Source organism: Deltaproteobacteria bacterium (genome assembly GCA_016178705.1).
GTDB lineage: Bacteria > Desulfobacterota > Binatia > HRBIN30 > JACQVA1 > JACOST01.
Genome location: JACOST010000021.1, coordinates 68,192 through 89,013 on the forward strand (window position 1 = coordinate 68,192; position 20,822 = coordinate 89,013).

Sequence of the window (20,822 nt, forward strand, 5' to 3'; positions counted from 1 at the left end):
CCAACCTGCACCTTCAATCCAAAAAAGGGGGGAGTCTCGATGCAGACCGTTCGCGTCGGCAACATCAACCTCGCGTACTACACCTACGGCACGGGCTTTCCGGTCTTGATGATTCAAGGGCTCGGCGGTCGCGCGGCGGACTGGTCGAATGTGCCGGCGACACTGGGCGAGCGGTTTCAGGCGATCACGTTCGACAATCGCGGCACCGGCAAGTCGGACAAACCCGACGAAGAGTACAGCCTCAACACCATGGCCGACGAGGCCGTCGCGGTGCTCGACGCGATCGCCGGCTCGAGCACGCCGGCGCATGTCGTCGGCGTCTCGATGGGTGGGATGATCGCGCAACTGGTTGCGCTGCGGCATCCGCAGCGAGTGAAGAAGCTGGCGCTGTTGTCGACCACCCCGGGCGGATCGCATACGGTGCCGCCGTCACCAATGGCGATGCTGGCGTTGATGCCGGACCTCACCAAGCCGCCCGAAGAAATCGTGCGCAACGCGATGCGCGCGATCACCGCGCCCGGGTTTGCCGATGCGCATGCCGAGATCTTGCGCGAGATCGTGGCGACCGCGCTTAGCGCGCCGACGCCGCAATTCGTCTTCGCCCGCCAAATGGCGGCGGTCATGGCGAGCGATCGCTACGAACGCTTGCGCGAGATCAGTGCGCCGACGTTGGTGCTGCACGGCGACGTCGATCCGCTCGTGCCGTACGCCAACGGCGAAATCGTCGCGTCGCGGATTCCAGGAGCGACGCTGCACACCTTGCGCGGCTGCGGTCATCTGGCGATGTGGGAGCAGCCGCGCGAGCTGACCGCGGCGTTGTTGGAGTTCCTGTCGTGAGTCCGCAGCGTATGAGCCATTGAATCCATGTCGCTGTTTCTGCGCATCACCGCCGCCGTGTCGTTGTTGTGGGCGGTGCTCTTGGTGCCTGGCCAATCGATCTATCTGGTCGGAGAACGGGCCACGCCGCTGCACCATGCCCTCGCCAACGGTCTCGGCATCGCAAGCGTGGTATTCGCGGTCATGTTCTGGCGCGCCGCCGCCGATCCGCCGCACGAGCGGACTGCCGTGTACGGCGCGATGCTGTTGATGGCGTTCAGGGTGGCGAACGATCTCTACGAGTTGCTCAGTCTGTTGCAGGGGCCGGAAGCCTTTCCCAGTATGCTCGACATGATCGCGAGCCTGGCGTTACTGGTCGGCATGCTGCAAGCGTTGCCGGCGACGTTGGCGGCGGGCCGAACGCCGCCGGCGGCGTAGTCGAACGGGGGGCTGCGGCTACACGATAGCGACGGGATAGCCGGGCGACTCAATCGTGCGCTCGCGCGTTCCCCAGCGGCCCGGAATCTCGCTCGCGCACCGCGGGCAACGGCCGTCGCCCAGCAACACCCGCTGCACACGAAAACCGGTGCGCTCGACCACAGTCGTGTCGCACGCTGGGCAGCGCGTGTCTTCGAATCGTCCGACGTGACCGGGCAGATTGCCCGCATAGACGAAGCGCAGGCCGGCGCTGCGCCCGATGGCGACCGCGCGCAGCAGCGTGTCGGCCGTCGTGCGATCGCGATCGATCATCTTGTAGTCGGGATGGTACGCGGTGACGTGCCACGGGATGTCGCGCGACACCGACGCCAGGAAGCCCGCCAGCGCGCTGAGTTCGCTGTCCGAATCGTTGAAGCCGGGCACGATCAGCGTCACCACTTCGAGCCAGAAGTCCATCGCCACCAGTCGGCGGATCGTATCGAGGACGGTGGCGAGCACGCCGCCGAGTTTGCGGTACTGTTTGTCGTTGAAGCCCTTGAGATCGACTTTGTAGAGATCGACCCACGGCCGCAAGTAGTCGAGCACTTCGGGCGTCGCGTTGCCGTTGGAGATGTAGGCGGTCAGCAAGCCGTGCGCGCGCGCCACCTTGAACACCTCGACCGCCCACTCGCTGGTGATGAGCGGCTCGTTGTACGTACTGGCGACGATCTCGGCGCCGTAGTCGAGCGCGAGTCGCACGATCTGCTCGGGCGTCATGCGGCGCGGCGCCGTGCCTGCGGCGGGATCACGCAGCGCTTGTGAGGTCAGCCAGTTCTGGCAATAGCCGCAGTGGTAGTCACAGCCGAGCATGCCGAAGCTGAGCGCCAGCGCGCCGGGGCGGGCGTGGAAGAACGGCTTTTTCTCGACCGGATCGCACTGGAGCGCCGCGACATAGCCGGTCGGCACCTGCAGCGTCCCGCCGCGATTGAAGCGCACTTTGCAGATCCCGATCTTGCCGTCGGGCAAGAAGCAGCGATGACCACAGGCGACGCAGCGCAGCGCCTGGTCGGGTAAGCGCTCGTACAGCTCGCCGGCGCTGGTGCGTTGCTCGAGCAGGCTTTGCAGATTCGCTGCCGCGGGAGTTGTCGGCATGAGTGGAGTATAGCAGAGAGGAGTAGGGAGACGGGAGATAGAAGTCAGGAGTCAGAATTCAGAAGTCAGAATGACGGAGAATGGAGGACGCGATGGAGAGGGTTGCAGCAAGAACGTTCCGGGATCTCATTGTGTGGCAACGGGCCCACGCGCTTGTGTTGCAAGTCTACCGTCACTCGGTGGCGTTTCCGAAAACCGAAACATACGGGCTCGTCTCTCAAATCCGCCGTGCGGCTGTCTCGATTCCAGCGAACATCGCTAAGGTTTCAAGAAGGGTGGGCGCGCCGACAAGGCCAGGTTCCTCAACATCGCTCAGGAGTCACTCGAAGAAGTGCGCTACTACGCCATCCTGACCGCGGACCTTGGATTCGTGCGAAAGGACGTCCTGCTTCCCGACGTAGAAGAGGTCAGTCGCTTGCTCGAAGCATACTTCCGAAAGATCCTGAATTCCGACTCCTGACTCCTGACTTCTGAATTCAGAGTTCTGACTTCTTCCGCATCATGCTCCCCTCCTGCCTCGCCGTGATGGCCCGCTATCCCGAAGTCGGTACGGTGAAGACGCGGCTGGCGGGCGCCATCGGCGCCGAACGCGCGTGCGCGCTGTACCGGGCGTTCCTGCGTGATCTCGACGCACGTTTCGCGCCGCAGCCGGGGCGCGAATTGGTATGGCTCTTTCATCCTCCCGAGCGCGACTTCGCGGCGATCGTATCGGCGGGGTCGCGCTGCGTGGCGCAGACCGGACGTGACCTCGGTGAACGGATGCACGCCGGCTTCGTACGCTTGCTCGGCGAGGGTTTCGCGAAGGTCCTCATGATCGGGGCTGATGTTCCGCACATCCGCGACGAATGGCTCGACGACGCCGAGCGCGCGCTCGATCACGCCGACGTTGTCCTCGGTCCGACCGCCGACGGCGGGTACTATCTGATCGCAATGCGGGAGCCGCACGACGTCTTCAGCGGCATTGCGATGAGCACATCCGAAGTGTTGGCGCAGACACAGGCAAAGGCGGCCGCAGCCGGGCTGCGCGTTCATCTACTGCCGCCGAGTTTCGACATCGACGAGGAAGCTGACGTCGTGCAGTTACGCGAGTTGCTCGCGCACTCGGCCTGGGCGGCTCGTTTGCGAGCCACCGCAGCCGAGTTGCGCAACTGGCTTTGAGGCAGCGCGCCCCGAGAGCTACTTCCCGCCCCCCGTGACCAGCTTGCTGAACTGCGAGATGGGGATCGTGTAGCCCAGCGTCAAGGTCCATGGATTCGGGTTGAAGCCGAAGTTGATGTTTCCACGAGCCACCAGATAGCCGAGTGACTCGGTAACCGGCACGTTCAACTCCATGTCGAATCCAGTTCCCCAACTGCTTCGGAACGCGGCGACTTCGTTTTCGACCAGGATATCTCTTGAAGTGGAATTCACGAACTTCGGTGTTTCGACGTTTACCGCCCCAAGCCGGACCAACAGCTCCGCAATCGGGGCAGGCTTGGGAGCCGCTGTGACGTTCGACGCCCCAGAGGCCTCAGCGGCTTGAGCTCCGTCGCCGAGCGGAACGCCGAAGACCGCTGCGAAGCCGATCAGGTAGCGTTCGTGCACATCGAGAATCTGGCGGTCGGTGTTCAGCGTCAGCGACGGCTCGAAGTTGAGTGATGCGCGGATGGGGGAGTCTTCTCCGCAGTGCTGGTATGCATGGACCAGTTTACGAGATTCCATCCGGGCGTCAGCTCTCCATAGAAGTCGCTCGAGCCGGCGATTCCTGCCGCCCCCGTATTACTGCTGTCGGCAAAGGCAAAGCCCATGCGCGTAGTCCAGTCGCTCGGCATGAGCACCATCGCCCCCCGGCGCCGCCACATAGTTGGGAGACTGAAGTAGGGCGGTTCTTGCTGTGCTGCCTCCCAAGCTCTCTGCTCTTTGCAATCCGTAGCCTCGGCCGACGCGGCGTCTTGGCTCTTCTCCGCTGCGACTTTCTGCTGTGCGGCGGTCACCTTTAGCTTGGCCGCATCAATTTCAGTTTGCGTTCCTCCGATCGACGCCGAGTAGAGCTGCGCTTCTTCAACGCGCAGTTCCGCCTTCGCCTTCTCGGTCGCCACGCTTTCGACTTTGCACTTGTCTGCTGGCGCAAGGCGATCAAGCCAGGCCCAGCGATAGCGGAATCCACCTTCGATGAAAGCGTGTGCCGACGTCGAGCTTTCTTTTTCGAGAACGAACCCCGTCGAGCTGCTGGAGTCGGCCTTGATCGTAAATGGATTGAGAATGACCGCACCACTCACCAGCGAGAAGTGTTTTGCGGTGTAGTCGCTCTCCACGCTTTTGCCGACCATGGCGTCGACCGCTGCATCCTCCTTGGATGCGGGGTCTACGTTGCCTGACGTAGGCCCCGCGCTCGCAGCCCACATGAGCCGCGGGACCGCAATCGCCAATACTCCGCTCGCGAGCAATATCGCCGCGCGGTGTGTTCGCAGCGAGTCCGAGCTGAATGAGTGATGCATTGTGCCGCCCTCCTTTGGTGATCGATTTGACCATCAGGAGGGCAAGCGGCGTGCCGACTTGGCGCGCGCGGGAAACGGGAGAAGGGAACGCGTCGTCGCGCCAGACGGTGACCACTCCGGCGGAATGCTGTGTCCACCATAGTGGACGCACGACTTCGAGTGGTTGGTGCGGTGCGGGAGGCGCGTCGGTGACGCACAACTTGCCGAGGCACCATCTCGGCGTTGAAGTGCTACTGTGCAACCGTCACGGTCAAATCTTCTTGATCGTCAGACCAGAAACGGATGCGATACGTGCGACCCGGGGTGTTGGGAACAACCCATTCGCCCGTGTACTCGCCGTCATCCGCGACTTCGTCTGGAGGTACGTGGCTGTCATTCAGCGACGGAATGACTACCCCGGGTCCAGGCGCCGCATCGGTACCATCTGTCACGTCAACCAGTTCCACCGGGACTTGAATGGGTGTCTCGCAGTTGATGCTCAGGTAGCGCAGGAGCAATTTGGCACCCGGTTGACGTGGCGTTGGATCTCGAACTGGCAGTAACCGTCGGCGCACGATTTGATTGCGGCAGGTCATTGACCCCGTGCACTTGGTGGCGTCGTCCGGACAATCATCCCAGGCGCGGACCATACGTCCCGTGATGGTGACCTCCCGCAGAGACACTGACTGGATACCTCCAGCAAGAACCAGGTTTCGGATCTGTTGCCAACTTCGCTCCTGGTAGCTTGGGTCACTGAGCTTGCGCAGTTGGTCCTGGGCCCGGAGTAGAGCGATGAGACCGGTCACCTCCGCAGCGGCCACAGAGGTCCCGGCAAGAATGTTGACACAGAGGGGATCCCTATTGAGCACAGGGATAGGGATAATGTCGCTGCCCGGTGCCGCCACGTGTACCGTCCGTTTGCCTGACGCATTGGGTACGAATGTGCCGTCGCGGTCCGCAGTCGTTACGGCGATGATGTTTGACAATGGAATGCTAGCTGGGTAGCGCGGAAGCTTATCATTGTCGCCTGCACCGTTGCCCGCACTCGCAACAAAGAGTACTCCCTTAGCACGAAGGTAGCGGATTCCCTCCTCTGCCGCGTCGATATCGGCTTTTACGCTACAAAAGGCTGCGAACGAGTAGTTCACCGACGCGACATCAAGCGTGTCCACATCTATTTTTCGCGCGAGCCACGATAAACAGTCGACCAGCGCTTCCGGGCGCGCGTCCCCCGACTCGGCAACTTTGCACGGCATGATGGTAGTGCCCCACATCATCCCGTCGATCCCTTGGTCGTTGCGCCCGAGGGCGGCGATGATCCCAGCCATCTGAGTACCGTGCCCGAAATCGTCGTTGACGCCGGGGGGAAAGTCCTTCACGGGGTTGAACTGATACTTGGGGCTAATCCGCAGCGCGAGGTCCGGATGGTCCAGTTTCACGCCGCTGTCCAGCAGCGCAATCGCCACGTTGTACCGACTAGCGAGGTCCACCGGCGGAAACCCCAAGGCCTGCCATGCTTGCGGAACATTCATCGCTTGTAGGTTCCAACTGGGAGCGGGGCTCTGGCAGTCGGTTTCTAGCCCCGGGGGCGGCGTGGGCAGAGGGAACAGAAGAGCCTCGAATCCTTTTGACAGGGGCTCGGTGAAACGGCTGCACGATCCAAGCATGAGTACGAGCTCTCCGATGACCAGCCCTACGGACACCTTGTGCAGAATCCTGCACACACGTTCAATGCTCCCTCCGTCGTTCATGTTTTCCCACATCGTTTGATCTCGTGGAACAATTGGTGCTATCCGATGAACTCCAACTTTCACAGGAGAGGAGAACAAACAATGGCTATTCCGACGCATATCGGACCACTCGCCACGTTAGTCGCGGACCTGACACAGCTCCCGCCCGCCACCGGCCTAGCTCGGCGCATCGCGTTCAACAACGATCCGTTCGGCGTCACCAGCGCCGATGGCGTGCAGGGCACGGACCTGCGGGAGTTCCTCGGTTTGAAGAAGCGTGAGATCATTGAGTACGTCTTTGACCAGGTCGCTGCTGGCGACGATCAGATCCGTGTTGACCCGGTCAAGAAGCAAGAGTTCATCGGTTGGGTGAGCGCGTACCTCGTGTGGGATTTCACTTCGACCGAGGAAACCAACTATACTGAGGGACATACGCCCCCGAGTGGCGGCAAGGCTAGCTATTTCGATCCAGCGTGTCGCATCCGTCGAGCATACGTAGCGGGTACAACTCCCCAGCCGAACGGAAAGATCTCGGTCAACCTTCAGGTGTACGCGGAAGGCCTTTTGGAAGATCCCGCCACAGCACGGTGTGGAGTGAAAATCTTTGGCACCGATCCCGTGAACCCCGTGCACGGGAAGAACTATCACGCTGACCCGAACTCTACCTTCCGCGGGGGAAGGATCACCGTCGAGCCATTCGACATCGACAGAGGAGTCAGCCATCGGGTGATTGTTGAACTTCAGTTGCCCGGCGGCGTTGTTTACCGCATCGATCAAGGGGACAACCATTTCAGCGTGTAAAGCGGGATCACGGACCGCGCCGTGATACGCCCCAGCGACGCCGTTGAAGTGAGCGAGCGCTGGTTGCCATCCGCGCTGGTTACACCCGAGGCGCGGCGGGGCATTCTCGACCTGGCACGCCTTCTACCTGCTTGTGCTGAGTCCGTGGGTTTTGAGTGCGTGCTGGCTGCCGACGTGGACACTGTCGACCTCGGCGTCGCGGTCCCGGCTTGTGGCCGGTCAGCGCTAGACAATCGAGAGCACGATCCCCTACTCGATCGCACCGTTGAACTCGAAAAACGATGGAGAAGAATTGTTGAGTTCGCTCGGACCTGGGGTGATCCGCTGTCGGGACTCGAGGTGCGGGTTCCGTTTATCTTTCTCGAATTCGACGCCGATGGGTCGTGCCAGCCAATACCTATACCTTCTGTCTTCGTAGCGCTCGACTGGTTGCTTGACGAGCTGAGCCAACAGGGCGGTAGCAGAATCAGTTGGGGCGGCGCGCCGGGATTCCTTCAGGTGGTGGAGATTCTTCGTACACTCCGTGGTTCCCCGCTTGAGCCAGAAGTGGCCTCGATGCTCCTTCGGTGCTTTGATGCCGTTCCCATTGGGGGTGTCGTTCTCCACGTTGCCGCGATGCTGTCGCGGCCGGGATGTGGCGTTCGCCTTTCCGTGTCTGTCCCGCAAAAGCACGCGGTGCCTTACCTTGCGGAGCTCGGCTGGCGCGCCGGATTGCGACAGCTGGAAAGCGACCTGCAACGCTACGCCCTCGTCGCAGACTTCGACCATGAGTGGTCGCGTGTGCAGCTCGACTTCGATGTCGGGATTGAAGTGGGAGAGCGCATCGGCGTCACGTTGCGACCACGAAGCGACAGCGGCTGGTCCGCGCTGTTGAGTACCCTCGTAAGTGAATGCTTGTGCACCGCTGCGAAGCGAGACGCGCTGCTAGCGTGGCCGGGGGTGAGCGCAGATTGGCCTCCTGGGGCTCAGAGCCCTTGCGTTACCGATCACTACATAAGCCACTTGAAATTGGTTTGCGCATCGAATCAGCCGTCCATCGTCAAAGCGTATTTCGGCGTCACGCCGCGTTCGCTGCATTCCGATCTCCGGGCGCGCCGATCGAGGGGCACCGAAGCCCGGGAATGCGGTCGGATCGCGTAGAGCGTTGGAAGACGGCGAGATCGCTCGACTCATCTACTCCGCAGAGTTCTGCACCGATTCACCCCGACGCGGGTCTGGAAACCCGGGTGCGAACATGGCGAGCAATACACCTGGGCGCTTGATGCCCTTGCTCTCTAGGACCTCTTCTGCCCGACGTCTGAGTGCGGCGTGGCCTCCGTCGGCCAGTTGCCCAAGGCGAATCGCGACCAAAGCCGCACACCCAGACATCCCCCGGTCGGAGAAGCTGGCCGCAGCTCTCCTGAGGAGGGCCACGGCACTCTTCCGATCGCCGCGCTGATTGGCAACCGCTGCGCGTAAGAACGCTGCATGACCAATCGCATCGGGGCGCCGAGTGTTCTCGATCACAGCGGCATCCTTCTCAGCCTCAGAGAGCAGAGCGGCTCGGCCCGCCGGCACTACAGTTCCCGTAGCAAGCGCAAGGCGGGCTCGCAGCAAATGTGCATCAATGCGCAGAACCACGTGCCGCAGAAGCCCAGACCGCGACAGCTGCTTCCATGCCCGCTCGACCTTTTGCCATGCATCCTCCGGTCGACCATCGCCAACATCGCAGTACGCCTCGACTCGCAGCACGTAGAAGTGCTGCATTTCGAAGTTGCCCGAGCGCCAGAACCGGAGAATCTCACGGCAGTGCTCCCGCGCTTTCTCCAACTCACCGCTCACCATGCAACCGACGGCAATGATGGATCGTGAGGTGTAGGCGGCATATAGATCTCCCTGCTCTTCCGCCTGGCGCTGCTTCTGTTCGGTTCGACGCTGCATCTCGGCAAATTCTCCCAGCTCTTCGAGAGCCCGACAAGCCACGTCGCGGCCGAGAGTGAGTTCCCACGCTACACCGCGGCAGTGCCGCCGCAGCGTCTCGACTGCTCCATCGCAAAGATCAAGCGTATCCGACCACCGCCCCTCGATCATTGATTTCTGGGCCATGGTGATCGCAGTGAACCCCAGCAGGTACGGATCACCCGTCTCCTCGGCAACCGCCCGGCTACGGTGAAGCATCTTGACCGCCCACCTGCCGAGCGGACCACCTAAGGGGATCAGTGCGGCACCGACACCCGCCATTTCGCGAGCGATGCGTATCCGTTCACCAGACTGCAGCGCGAGCGAAAGGCTGCGGATTGCGAAATGAAGCCCGCGAACCGGATCGACCATTACGAAGCCCTTGGCGACAGCGTGCGAGGTGTCCGCCCGCACAACTTGCAGACGCGAGGCATGCAGCTTCGACGGAGTTCGTGGTTCCAGACCCCGAAGCCGCATCGCAAGTAGGCGCGCTAGGCTGGCCAAGACTGCCCCAGGAACGGTACGCGGAAATCGAAGCCCAACTGCCTTGAGCAAGTCGCGCATGACGGCTGTACCACTGTCTAGGTTTCCGGTCACCAGAAACTGCTCCGCCGCACGTCGTCGCAGATCGAGGGCCTCGGTCTTTTCACTGTGCTGGGCAGCATCGAGAAACATCGGTGCGGACTCCGCACCGCGACCGGCATTGACCAACGCATCGGCCTGTCGCACTTGCAGCGTGGTTGCCTGTGCTTGATCCCAACGCTTCAGTTCGCGCGCACGCCCGTACAACTCCGCCGCATCGACGAATGCCAGAGCGGTTGCAGCGCGATCCGCGGCACGCACCGCCCACTCTCCCGCTCGCTCGCGTTCATCGGCACCGAGAAAGTGGCGAAACAGGGCGTCTGGGTCAGGCGAAGGTTGGCGTTCGATGGTTTCCGCGAGCTGTCGATGTCGCGTGCGCAAGCGCTGTGGCGGGACCTGCGCCGCGATCACCTCGCGGATGCGGTCGTGATACATCTCGACCGTTGGTTGGGTGTCGCGCGGCGCGGTGCGCAATAGGCCTTCGTGTTCCAACCTGGCGATGAACGGGCGTCCGCGCTCGCCAATGCCCGCGGCTTCGAGAGCGACGCTGCGATCGAGCGGTCGGCCGGCGGTCGACACGAGTTCCAAGATTTCTTGTGCCGACGCGCCCAGATGCTCGATGCGCTCCGCCAGCAACGTTTGCAGATGCAGCCCGGTCGGTCGTGCCGCCTCGTGCTCTGTCGGCGATCGCAGCGCGGCGTAGCGGGCAAGTTGCGTGACGAGAAACGGCGAGCCATTGGCTTGTGAGGCAATCGCCGCAATCTGGTTGTCTGCAGGTGTATTGGACAACCTCGCGGCAAGATCGTGCGCTTCGGTGGGCGATAGCGGCGATAAGACGATGCGCCGGAGCGCTTTGTCGGGGAGATCGCTGCTCACCATCTTCAGCGTGTCGGCGAGTGGAGCGCTCTCGCGATCTTCACCCCGATAGGACAGCACGAGCAGCATCACCGGCGGATCGGGCGGGCGCAGCAGCTCTCGCAGCAGGGCCGCGCTATCGGCGTCTCCCCACTGCAAATCATCGATCCACAGCACCAGCGGTTGGCGATCGCCTATTCGCGCCAAGAGCTCGCGTAGCGCCGCGAAGCCGCGCCGTCGCAGTTCGTAGGGCTCGGCCGCATCTTCGCCGTCCTGCCACGATGCCAATGCGGGAACCCGGGCCAACACCGGGAAGAGCCGCGTGACAGCCCCAGTGTGTCGCGGCACCAGCGCCGCGACACCGGCCTCCGGCAGTGTCATCAGGAAACGACTCAACCGATCGACGAGACCGTCGAGCGCCTTGTAGGGGACAGCTTCATCGGGATGGCAGCGGCCGTCGAGCACCACGGTCCGTCCATCACTCTCGATGGTCGCGAGAAATTGTCGGACAAGTTCTGATTTCCCGATTCCTGACGGACCTTCCACCAACACGACATTCGGCTGCCGGCTGGAGACCGACTCAAAGGCGCGCTGGAGTTCCGCCAACTCCTCCACGCGCCCGACAAATGTGACGTCCTCGGCATCACCATCGACACGTTGCGCCTGCTGCGTCTGCCGCGTGGCTCCAGATCGCTCCTGCAGCTTCGCGAGGATGTCCTTCGGGCCAGGCCTCCCCGCGGGCGCAGGGTCGAGCAGCGCCATGGTCAGCGCGTCGAGATCCTCCGGAACGTCCGGCAGCAACGTGCGCGGCGCGGGAGGCTTGCCCCGCCCTTTGTCCGCGAGCATCTGCGCGGCAGGCCCCGCAAACGGCACTCGTCCGGTCAACGCTTCGTACAGCATGACGCCGACGCTGTACCAGTCAGCGGCGGGATCGGGCTCCATCCCCCACGCTTGTTCCGGCGCCATATAGGTCAAGGTGCCAACCAGTCCGGGCTGCGTGTCGCCGGCTCGCGTGCCACCGAAAACCGTGACCAACCCGAAATCGAGCACGACGACACGCCTCGCGCGTGTCACCAGCACGTTCGATGGCTTCACGTCGCGGTGCAGCTTGCCGACCGCGTGCAGCGCCGCCAGACCCGACACCAGTTGCCGCAGGACATCAGTGAGCCGTTCGTAGTCCACTGCGTTCGCATCGCTGCGGACGTACTCGATGAAGTCGACACCGTCGACCAACTCCATCGTGAAGAAGCATTCGCGCTCCTTGACGAACAGCTCGTACAACTCGACCAGGTTGCGGTGCACCACGCCGGCGAGTGAACGAAACTCGTTTTTGAGACGGTACAGCTCCCCCGGATCGTGCACGGCGAGGGTTTTCAGGGCGACATCGGTATCGGTCTCGCGATCGTGCGCGCGGTATACCACTCCCATGCTGCCGCGACCCAGAAGGACCACCGATCGAAATCGATCGCTGCCAGCGAACGCTCCTGTCAAAGGGGCTACGTCAGTTGGGTCCGGCATGGCCTGGGATCAACCCGCGAATCTTCGGCGGCGTTCATCGTTTGTCCGAGCACTTCGCACCGCAAATGAGACGCATCACGATGGACTCCGCTCGATGCCAAAGGCGTTCATCAACCGGTAGAGATGCGAGCGGGCGATGTCCATGCGCCGCGCGGCCTCGACCACGCTCCACGCGGCGTCCTCCAACGTGTCACGGATGAATCGCGCCTGGAACTGTCGCGTGGCCTCCTGCAATGTCAAGGCGTCAGGAGTGTCTGCCGATTGCGCCGCCGTTGGAGGGAACACGTGCCGTCGCTCCACCTGGCGCACGTTCTCGCCGGTGCAACGAATCGCGGCAGCCTCCACCGCGTGGGCGAGTTGCCGGACGTTGCCTGGCCACTCAGCCGACTCCAGCGCGCGCAACGCGTTCCGCGACAGCTCCAGGCGCGGCAAGCGATGCCGCTCGCACGCGTCGGCGCAGAAGTAGGCGGCAAGATCGGCAATGTCCTCACGGTGCTCCGCCAGCGCCGGCACGCGGATGGGCACGACGGCGAGTCGGAAGTAGAGGTCTTCACGGAAGCGGTGCTCCGCCACGGCGCGCTCGAGGTCCGTATTGGTTGCGGCGATCACGCGCACGTCGGCTCGCTCCGGCTTGGTCCCACCCAACGGGTAGTAGTGCTTCGATTGCAGGACCTGTAGCAGCTTCGCTTGCGCTGACAACGGCAGCTCGCCGATCTCGTCGAGGAACAGCGTACCGCGCTCGGCGGCGGCAACCTTGCCGTCCATTCGACGGGTTGCGGTCGAGTGCGCTCCCGGCAGGGCACCGAACAGTTCGCTTTCTACCAGACTCTCGGGGATGGCCGCGCAGTTGAGCTCGACAAACGGCAGAGGCGCGCGTGGGCCGTTGTCGTGAATGACCCGCGCCAGTTGACTCTTCCCGGTACCGGATTCGCCCGTCAGTAGGACACCGACATCGAGCGGCGCCACGAGCGCAACTTGCTTCAGCACCGAGGCGAATACGTCACTGTGTCCCACCATCGCATTGAGCCGCAACTTCTCGCGCCAGGGTCGCGTGGCATCGGAGGCTTCACGCGCGCTATGCTGCTCTAGCACCCGATCGACAAGTGGAGCGAGATGGGAGGCGAAAACCTCCGCGTGCTCCTGATCGCGAGCCGAGAAGGCACCCGCCGCTGCCCGTCCCTGCAGGTAGAGCACACCGCGCGGCGGGTCTTCGCCGATCGGCACGCAGACAACCGCATCGATTCGCGCCAGCCGCACACTCGGCCGGGACCCGAAGCGATCGTCGTCGAGCGCAGACGCAGTTACGACGGTGCGCCCGGTGGCAATGGCCTCGCTGATGATTCCCGTGGAGACCGCGCGCCGCACCACGGAAATCTCGTCTGGCGAAAAGCCGTGCGCAATCGACCATCGTGGCTCTCCGCCTAGATAGTCGTCGTCATAGAGTTCGAGATATCCCTGGCGGGCATCGGCCACGTCAACGATCAGCGCCAACGCACCATCGAGGAAGGGAGCGATCGCCGTCTGCCGCCCCAAGTTCAGGAGACGCAAATAGAGGTCCCGCTCCTTGAGAACGTTCAGTGTCTCGAAGTCGTGCGCAGCGTCGGACACAGGTTGCTGCCGTATCTAGACCATTGCCGACTAGAAACAAAGGCCGCGCCGTCTTGTCCCGCATACGAGACGGGCATCAGCGTTGGGTGCACGGATGGGACACACCGGCATAGGACGGAAGGCATTGTGCTGTTCGAGCCATGCTCGGCCGGCGGCACGTGGATTGCGAAAGCCAAGGAGCGCAAGGACACGTCATGCAACCGACAACAAGCGCCGCAGGCGAGAACATCGATTCCAAGCGTACCGTGATCGAGCGCCGGCTGGCAGCGATCATGAGCGGCGACGTCGTCGGCTACAGTCAGCTCATGGCCGTGGACGAGGATGCCACCGTGCGGCACTTGCGCAGCAGTCGCGAGTGCATCGGCCGACTGGTCGCCTGTCATCACGGGCGCGTCGTCGACTTTACTGGAGACTGTTTTCTCGCCGAGTTTCCAAGCGTCGTCGCCGCCGCGAACTGCACTCTCGTCGTCCAGGATGCGCTCCATTCTTCCAATGCAAACCTTCCCGTCAGTCGAAGGATGGAGTTTCGCCTCGGCCTGCATCTCGGCGAAGTGCGGGTCGAAGACGGCGCGCTCTATGGAACCGGGGTCAACATCGCGGCGAGGCTCCAGGCGCTAGCCGCTCCGGGTGGGATCTGCGTCTCTCAGGTCGTCTTGCGCGAGATCGCGAGTCGCGTCGCCGTTGTGTGTGACGATCTCGGCGAACGTTCGGTCAAAAACATTCCGGAGCCGATCCGCGTTTTCCGGCTTCGCCGACCCGGAAGCTCAGCTGTTCCGGTACCGATCCCATTGAGGCCGCTCCGGCGTCGTATTCGCCGGGCAGCGCTGCCCGCGTTGCTTGCATTGCTGATACCCTTGAGCGCCGCGACTCTCTCGGCGTTCGCTCCGGGCGCGCGGTGGTTCGGCATGCGGCCGGCGTCCCCAGCGGCAATTGCGGTCCTCCCGTTCAGCGACATGAGCACGGCGCAGGACGAAGGCTATTTCGCGGAAGGACTTGTGGAACAGTTGACCCATGCCCTGGCGAATGTGCGATCGCTACGCGTCGCCGCTCGGACATCCGCGTTCGCGGTTACGATCGCCGGTCGAGATGCCCGTACCATTGGTCACCTCTTGGATGCCGAAACGATCATCGAGGGCAGCGTCAGAAGAGCCGGGAACCAGCTGCGTGTGACGGTGCAAGCGATCCGGGTCGCCGACGGCTATCACCTTTGGTCGCAAATCTATGACTATGAGGAAGCCGACGCGCTCAGCATTCAAGACGAGATCGCGCGCGCGGTGGCGGAGACATTGAGCCAACAGCTTGCCGGTGAAGCCGGTGCGTCCGAGCTGTGCGGTCCGGGCAGATCAAGGCCGGCAGCAGCTCCCGAGATCGTGCATTCCGAGGCGCGGACCGTCGGCATACACGCCAGCGCAGGGTAACCGGCAGTCGCTCCGCATCGAGTCTATCCCGCGCACCAGCGCCGAAACGCGCGGTTGCTGGTATCAAACGTCCCCATCCGGCGTCCGGGTGACTAGCGCTGCAACCCAAACGCCCGGATCAAGTTGTAGACATGCGAGCGCGCCAGGTCGAGGCGACGTGCGGTTTCGACCACGTTCCAACCGGTGTCTTCGAGTGTCTCTCGTAGCAGGCGCTCGTGAAAGCGGCGGGTCGTCTCTTGGAACGTGAGCGGTGCACTCGTGGTGGGCTCAGCGGCGGCTTCGGGGAACACATGCGCTCGCTCGACCTGCGCTGCGCCGGCACCGGCAGCGCGAATCACTGCCGCCTCCATCGCGTGCGCCAGTTGCCGCACGTGCCCCGGCCATTCCGCCGACTGCGCGGCGCGAATCGCATTGCGCGACAGTTCGAGTCGCGGCAGCCCGTGGCGCTGACAGGCGGTCGCACAGAAGTACGCGGCCAGTTCCGGAATGTCGTCACGTCGCTCAGCCAGTGTCGGCACCCGTACCGGCAGCACCTGCAAGCGATAGAACAGATCTTCGCGAAACCGCCGCTCGCTTACGGCGAGGCGGAGGTCTTGGTTGGTCGCCGCGATCACGCGCACGTCTGCTTGCAGCGGCTGCGCGGCGCCGAGGGGATAGTACTGCCGCGACTGCAACAGTTGCAGCAACTTGCCCTGCGCGCTGAGCGAGAGATCGCCGATCTCGTCGAGAAACAGCGTGCCGCGCTCGGCGGCGGCGACTTTGCCCTCGATGCGGCGCGTCGCCGTCGAGTGCGCGCCCGGCATGGCGCCGAACAGCTCGCTCTCGATCAGTGTGTCCGGTAATGCGGCGCAGTTCACTTCGACAAACGGCTGCGCCGCTCGCGGTCCGTTGTCGTGAATCACGCGGGCGAGTTGACTCTTGCCAGTGCCCGACTCGCCGGTGAGCAATACGCTGACGTCGAGCGGCGCAACCAACGCGATTTGTTTGAGGGTCGCGGCCAATGCCAGGCTGCGGCCGATGACGCCGTCGAGCCGCAGGGCGGCGCGCAGCGGCTGCGTCGGGTCGGCGGTGGTCTGGCTCCGATGCTGGGCCAGCAGCCAATCCACTAGTGGCGCGAGGTGTTGCGCAAAGATCTCGGCGCGGGCCCGATCCTCGTCGGAGAACAACCCGGGCGTGGCGCGCCCTTGCAGATACAGCACGCCGCGCGGCGGATCGTCGCCGATAGGGGTGCACAGCACCGCTTCAATGCGGCCGAGGCGGACGCTGTCGCGTTCGCTGAAACGCGGATCGAGCAACGCCGACGGCGTTACGATGGTTTTTCCGGTCGCCAGCGCCTCGGCGATGATGCCGCGCGAAATGGCCGCGCGCACGGTGTCGATTTCATCGCTGGAGAGCCCATGCGCGATCCACCACTGCGGGTGATCGCCGTTCTCCTGATCGTGCAGCTCCAGATATCCCTGGCGCGCGTCGGCGACCTCGACGATTAAGCCGAGGGCTTCGGCAAGAAAAATCTGCAACTCACTTTGGCGGCCGAGGTTCAGCAACCGGAGATAGAGGTCGCGCTCGCGCCGGAGCTTCGCGAGTTCCGCGTGGTGATCCGCGTCACTCATGGCGACAGGCTTCTAGACCATCGGGCGACGCAGAACAACCAAATCTATTGCCGCGCCTTCTTTGCAAGATGGCGTGAGCGAGATGCAATTGTCCATTCAGTTAGACGAGACCCAGACGCGCTGTCCACGCGGCTGGACATGCGTAGCGTTGGTCATCGTGAAGCGCGACTGCGGACGCAGCCGCGCAGTCTGGCGCACGCGTTGCTCCACAGCTGAACTGAAAGGTTGCTGCCAACGGGTTGCCGGTTTTGTGTCGCGCCGGGCCTGAATGAAGGTGAGCGTATGTCCAATGAACTCGAACAGCCGTCGTCTGTCCTTGCCGCCGATCGTACCTTCGTTGTGCGCTTGGGTGCGACGGCCGCGAACCGCCTGAGCGGGCGGGTCGAACACGTGTGGTCAGGGCGGGCCATAGAATTCGACTCGCCGGAGTCACTCCTGAGTTTCATTTTGGGATCGACGCGCCGGCCGAACGGGAATGCGGTGACTGAAACACGGAGCGCTGACGTCACAGCCAGCGCAATGGGATTGGTGTTGGCGACGGTCGGCTTGCCACCGCCGCTCAAGGTTACCCCGGCGCGGTTGCAGGAACGTTTCGGGTTGACGGTGACGGAGGCGATGCTCGCCAGCCATCTCGTGGCTGGCAGTTCGCTTGAGAAGGCGGCGGAGCGACTCGGCATCCGCCGCACCGTCGCACGGTCACACCTGCGACAGATCTTCGTGAAGACCGGAACCAACCGCCAAACCGCGTTGGTGCAACGGCTGTTGGTGGAGTTGTGAATGTTCTGTGCTGGGAAGCGAGAAATGCTGACAGACCTGAAAGGAGGAGAACTCATGAAAGGAGAAGAGGCCATGAATACACGCTTGATGAGTGAAGGTTCAGGGGGGCGCAGCAGATGGTGCCGTGCCTTTGTTTTGGTCGCGCTGGTTGCGGCCATCGGAGGTGCCGCTGTCGCGAACGCGAAAACAGCGCTGATTGACGCCGACACTGTCTCTGGCTCACCGAGCCAGGAGGAGCAGGCCGCAACCGCGCAAGGCTATACGGTCACAGTGGTCAGCGGTGCGATCTGGTCAGGGATGACGCAGTCCCAGTTTGGAGCGTACGACTTGCTGATCATCGGCGACGCGACCTGTAGCGGCGCCTCACAGACGGCCGCGTCGAACGCGGCGACGTGGGCACCGGTGGTGATGGGGACGGCCGGCGGTCGGACGCAGGCCGGCAACCGCGTTCTGATTGGCACCGACCCCGTGTATCACGACAGTGGCTACCTTAGCTCGCGGGCGACGATCATCCGCGACGCCATCAAGTTCGCCGGCAAGCAGCCGGGGAAGACAGGCCTCTACTTCGACGCCTCGTGCAGTGGTGGCGGCGGCAACGTGGTGAGCGCCCTCACCTTGCTCTCGATCGGATCGGGATCGTGGACGAATGACGATGGCCCGCCATGCGGCGGCAACGTTTCGTTGATCGCCTCGGAGCCGTCGTTCGGTGCTCCCGATCCTCTGACCACCGCATCCTTGCAGAGCTGGAGCTGCTCGGTCCACGAGTCATGGCCAACCTTCCCGACCGACTGGAGCGCGCTGGCGGTCGCGACGGACACAGCGAGTCACCCGACCTGTGGCGTCGATCCCGACACGCTATTGAGTGCCTGCGGTGAGGCTACATCCTGATCGCCGGATCGTCGATCGTCGTTACCTCGAGCAGCATCAGTGTGGCGCCGGGGGACGACAGCAATCCGGCCGGCACCAGCCACACGATCACAGCCAACGTCACAAGCGGCGGCTTGCCCCTCCCCGGTCAGCGGGTCACGTTCACGGTCACCGGACAGAACTCCGGCGCGGTTGGCGTGTGCTTGCCGGCTGATTGCATGAGCGACGCCAACGGTGATGTGACGTTCACGTACACTGACACAAACGGGGCGGGTGACGACACGATCAAGGCGAGTTTCACCGACAGCAACAACTCGCTTCAGTCGGCGACTGCGCAGAAACACTGGCTGGCGGCCTGCGGCGACGGCACCGTCGACCCCAGTGAGCAGTGCGACGATGGGAACACTGTCGATGGCGACGGATGCAGCGCCACCTGTCAGATCGAGACATGCTACCGCTGCACTGGGGCACCATCCGCCTGTACCCCGAACGACGGCGCCGCGTGCGACGACGGGTTGTTCTGCAACGGCGCCGACACCTGTAGCGGCGGCAGTTGTAGCGTGCACGGGGTCGATCCGTGTGCGGCGGGCGCTGAGTGCAACAACGTCTGCGACGAAGCTCACGACTCCTGCCACGTGATGGCGGGAACCGCGTGTACGGACGATGGCAATGTTTGTACCGACGATCAGTGTGACGGTGCGGGCGCGTGCGGACACGCGGCGAATACCGCGTCGTGCGACGACGGTGTGTTCTGCAACGGCGCCGATACCTGCAGCGGCGGCGCATGCACTGTCCACGCCGGCGATCCGTGCGCGGCCGGCGCGGAATGCAACAACGCCTGCAACGAGTCCGCGGGTAACTGCCACGTCGCCGCCAACACGGCGTGCACCAACGATGGCAATCCCTGCTCGCGCGATGTCTGTGATGGTGGGGGCGCGTGCGCACACCCCGCAGGTAACGCCGGAGCGACATGCCGTACGGCGGCCGCGGAATGCGACGCGGCCGAAGTTTGTGACGGCACTCACACGGCTTGCCCGGCCGATGCCGCGAAGCCGAACGGTACCGCGTGTGCCGGGACCAATCACAATACCTGCTTGAATGCCTGCCAGGCCGGGAGCTGCGTGCCGGATTTCCGTACCGCGTGTTGCGGTAACGGAGTGCTCGAAGCCGGCGAGCAGTGTGAAGACGGCAACCAAGTGGCCGGCGATGGCTGCCGAGCGAACTGCACGTACGAGTTAATCCCCGGTGATGGCAACGGTGTCCGCTCGCGTGATTCGCATGCGTGTCTGGTGGAGTGGTCCGTGGTCAATCCCAACAATCAGCCGGCCACCGACCTGCGCGGCCGCCCGCACTACACCCAGCGCTGCAAGAACAACGATCCGACCTGCGACTTCGATGGCAGCGCCACGGATGATACGTGTGAGTTCCACGTGGTGGCGTGCCTCAACAACGTCGATCCGCAACTCGCCAGCTGTTCCCAGGCAGGGGTTGCCGATCCGGTCCGCGTTCTTTCGCCGTTGGCGCGCGATGCTGCCAACCATGCCAGCCTGGTGAACGCCCTGCAGTCGCTGCGCGACTCCACCGGGGCAACGTTCACGTTGCCGCTCAGCGAGGATGAAACCAACGTCTGCACCGCACCGTTCTCGATTCGCGTGCCCTTGCGACGCACCGGCCAGCACCGCGAAGCGGGCCGGGTGCGTCTGATCACGCGGGCGCGGTCGTCCCTGACGCTCTCTCAGACGTCCAAGGACTCGGACCTCATCAACTTGATGTGCGAGCCGTAGTCGTCCTCAACGGCAACACCCGTACCGGCGGCCTCCGCGCGTAACTCGCGGAGGCCGCCGTCTTCTTGTGCGAACCGGCCAAGCGTCCGTCGTTGATCAGATCCAGCCTCGCGATATGCTCCCAACCCGTCTGTCCACCGGAATGGACACTCGCCCGCCCCGCCGTCCGTCGCAGTGGACACGTATCGAGAGCCCCGCTTCGTGCCGCGCCAAGGTGCGTTGCCGACGCGATGTGGCGTAGCCGTTGCTCTCCTTACTCGACGGAATCATGAGCACCGCGAAGAACCGCGACCGCGTCGCGACGAGACCGCAATTAGACCAAGCGTCTCGGCAGACGGATGAACCAGCGCGTGCCGACTCGCCGCGCTATGCGGCCCGCCTAGCGCGCCTTCAACGCGTGCTGACGGCCGCCGCCGCGTTGCTCGAAAGCGGCGACGACGAAGAGACGCCCACCTGACGGCGTGCCTCGTTTAACTGGAAGCCACCGCCGGCG

The 20,822-nt window shown here is 63.5% G+C and carries 17 protein-coding genes and 1 pseudogene; 11 read left to right on the plus strand and 7 right to left on the minus strand.

What is annotated here, in order from left to right; translation table 11 throughout:
• The first annotated feature begins 39 nt into the window (after positions 1 to 39).
• Complete coding sequence (locus HYR72_15070) at positions 40 to 837, plus strand: alpha/beta hydrolase (protein MBI1816298.1); 798 nt, start codon at positions 40 to 42, stop codon at positions 835 to 837.
• 27 nt (positions 838 to 864) lie between these two features.
• Positions 865 to 1,254, plus strand: coding sequence for a hypothetical protein (locus HYR72_15075; GenBank protein MBI1816299.1), 390 nt, complete (start codon positions 865 to 867; stop codon positions 1,252 to 1,254).
• 18 nt (positions 1,255 to 1,272) lie between these two features.
• Here the strand turns inward: HYR72_15075 and amrS are convergent, their stop codons facing one another.
• Positions 1,273 to 2,385 carry an AmmeMemoRadiSam system radical SAM enzyme gene (gene amrS / locus HYR72_15080; GenBank protein MBI1816300.1) on the minus strand — a complete coding sequence of 371 codons (1,113 nt, stop codon included), beginning with the start codon at positions 2,383 to 2,385 and terminating at the stop codon, positions 1,273 to 1,275.
• Positions 2,386 to 2,477: 92 nt separating this feature from the next.
• On the opposite strand from amrS, the pseudogene HYR72_15085 reads away from it, so the two are divergent.
• Together HYR72_15085 and HYR72_15090 are read left to right on the plus strand one after the other, a co-directional pair.
• Positions 2,478 to 2,845, plus strand: a pseudogene (locus HYR72_15085) (four helix bundle protein).
• 41 nt (positions 2,846 to 2,886) lie between these two features.
• Complete coding sequence (locus HYR72_15090) at positions 2,887 to 3,543, plus strand: TIGR04282 family arsenosugar biosynthesis glycosyltransferase (protein ID MBI1816301.1); 657 nt, start codon at positions 2,887 to 2,889, stop codon at positions 3,541 to 3,543.
• Positions 3,544 to 3,561: 18 nt separating this feature from the next.
• On the opposite strand, the gene HYR72_15095 is transcribed toward HYR72_15090, so the two are convergent.
• The 3 genes from HYR72_15095 to HYR72_15105 all read right to left on the minus strand — a co-directional run bounded on the left by HYR72_15095 (position 3,562) and on the right by HYR72_15105 (position 6,373).
• Complete coding sequence (locus tag HYR72_15095) at positions 3,562 to 4,086, minus strand: hypothetical protein (GenBank protein MBI1816302.1); 525 nt, start codon at positions 4,084 to 4,086, stop codon at positions 3,562 to 3,564.
• On the minus strand, positions 3,999 to 4,862 hold the full coding sequence (locus tag HYR72_15100) for a hypothetical protein (protein ID MBI1816303.1): 864 nt from the start codon (positions 4,860 to 4,862) through the stop codon (positions 3,999 to 4,001). The genes HYR72_15095 and HYR72_15100 overlap by 88 nt, the downstream gene beginning before the upstream one ends.
• Positions 4,863 to 5,092: 230 nt before the next feature.
• Entirely contained in the window at positions 5,093 to 6,373 is a 1,281-nt protein-coding gene (locus HYR72_15105; GenBank protein ID MBI1816304.1) for a S8 family serine peptidase, read from the minus strand.
• A gap of 174 nt (positions 6,374 to 6,547) precedes the next feature.
• Here HYR72_15105 and HYR72_15110 point away from each other — a divergent pair, with 174 nt between their 5' ends.
• Together HYR72_15110 and HYR72_15115 are read left to right on the plus strand one after the other, a co-directional pair.
• Positions 6,548 to 7,372: a hypothetical protein gene (locus tag HYR72_15110; protein MBI1816305.1), complete on the plus strand. Its 825-nt coding sequence runs from the start codon at positions 6,548 to 6,550 to the stop codon at positions 7,370 to 7,372.
• A gap of 21 nt (positions 7,373 to 7,393) precedes the next feature.
• Positions 7,394 to 8,512, plus strand: coding sequence for a hypothetical protein (locus HYR72_15115; GenBank protein ID MBI1816306.1), 1,119 nt, complete (start codon positions 7,394 to 7,396; stop codon positions 8,510 to 8,512).
• Positions 8,513 to 8,545: 33 nt separating this feature from the next.
• On the opposite strand, the gene HYR72_15120 is transcribed toward HYR72_15115, so the two are convergent.
• Together HYR72_15120 and HYR72_15125 are read right to left on the minus strand one after the other, a co-directional pair.
• A complete protein-coding gene (locus tag HYR72_15120) occupies positions 8,546 to 12,175 on the minus strand; it encodes an AAA family ATPase (GenBank protein ID MBI1816307.1) in 3,630 nt (1,209 codons plus the stop codon).
• A 165-nt stretch (positions 12,176 to 12,340) separates the two neighbouring features.
• A complete protein-coding gene (locus HYR72_15125) occupies positions 12,341 to 13,780 on the minus strand; it encodes a sigma-54-dependent Fis family transcriptional regulator (protein MBI1816308.1) in 1,440 nt (479 codons plus the stop codon).
• A gap of 287 nt (positions 13,781 to 14,067) precedes the next feature.
• On the opposite strand from HYR72_15125, the gene HYR72_15130 reads away from it, so the two are divergent.
• Positions 14,068 to 15,291 carry an adenylate/guanylate cyclase domain-containing protein gene (locus HYR72_15130; GenBank protein ID MBI1816309.1) on the plus strand — a complete coding sequence of 408 codons (1,224 nt, stop codon included), beginning with the start codon at positions 14,068 to 14,070 and terminating at the stop codon, positions 15,289 to 15,291.
• A 92-nt stretch (positions 15,292 to 15,383) separates the two neighbouring features.
• Here HYR72_15130 and HYR72_15135 read toward each other — a convergent pair whose 3' ends face one another.
• Positions 15,384 to 16,901: a sigma 54-interacting transcriptional regulator gene (locus tag HYR72_15135; protein ID MBI1816310.1), complete on the minus strand. Its 1,518-nt coding sequence runs from the start codon at positions 16,899 to 16,901 to the stop codon at positions 15,384 to 15,386.
• A gap of 282 nt (positions 16,902 to 17,183) precedes the next feature.
• Here HYR72_15135 and HYR72_15140 point away from each other — a divergent pair, with 282 nt between their 5' ends.
• From HYR72_15140 to HYR72_15155, 4 genes are all read left to right on the plus strand, one after another.
• Complete coding sequence (locus tag HYR72_15140; GenBank protein ID MBI1816311.1) at positions 17,184 to 17,678, plus strand: helix-turn-helix transcriptional regulator; 495 nt, start codon at positions 17,184 to 17,186, stop codon at positions 17,676 to 17,678.
• Between the two features lie 72 nt (positions 17,679 to 17,750).
• Positions 17,751 to 18,566 (plus strand): hypothetical protein, encoded by an 816-nt coding sequence (locus HYR72_15145; protein MBI1816312.1) that lies wholly within the window; start codon positions 17,751 to 17,753, stop codon positions 18,564 to 18,566.
• 41 nt (positions 18,567 to 18,607) lie between these two features.
• The gene (locus tag HYR72_15150; GenBank protein ID MBI1816313.1) at positions 18,608 to 20,329 is read left to right on the plus strand and encodes a DUF4215 domain-containing protein; all 1,722 of its coding nucleotides are present in this window, start codon (positions 18,608 to 18,610) and stop codon (positions 20,327 to 20,329) included.
• Between the two features lie 268 nt (positions 20,330 to 20,597).
• On the plus strand, positions 20,598 to 20,786 hold the full coding sequence (locus tag HYR72_15155) for a hypothetical protein (GenBank protein ID MBI1816314.1): 189 nt from the start codon (positions 20,598 to 20,600) through the stop codon (positions 20,784 to 20,786).
• Positions 20,787 to 20,822 lie beyond the last annotated feature (36 nt).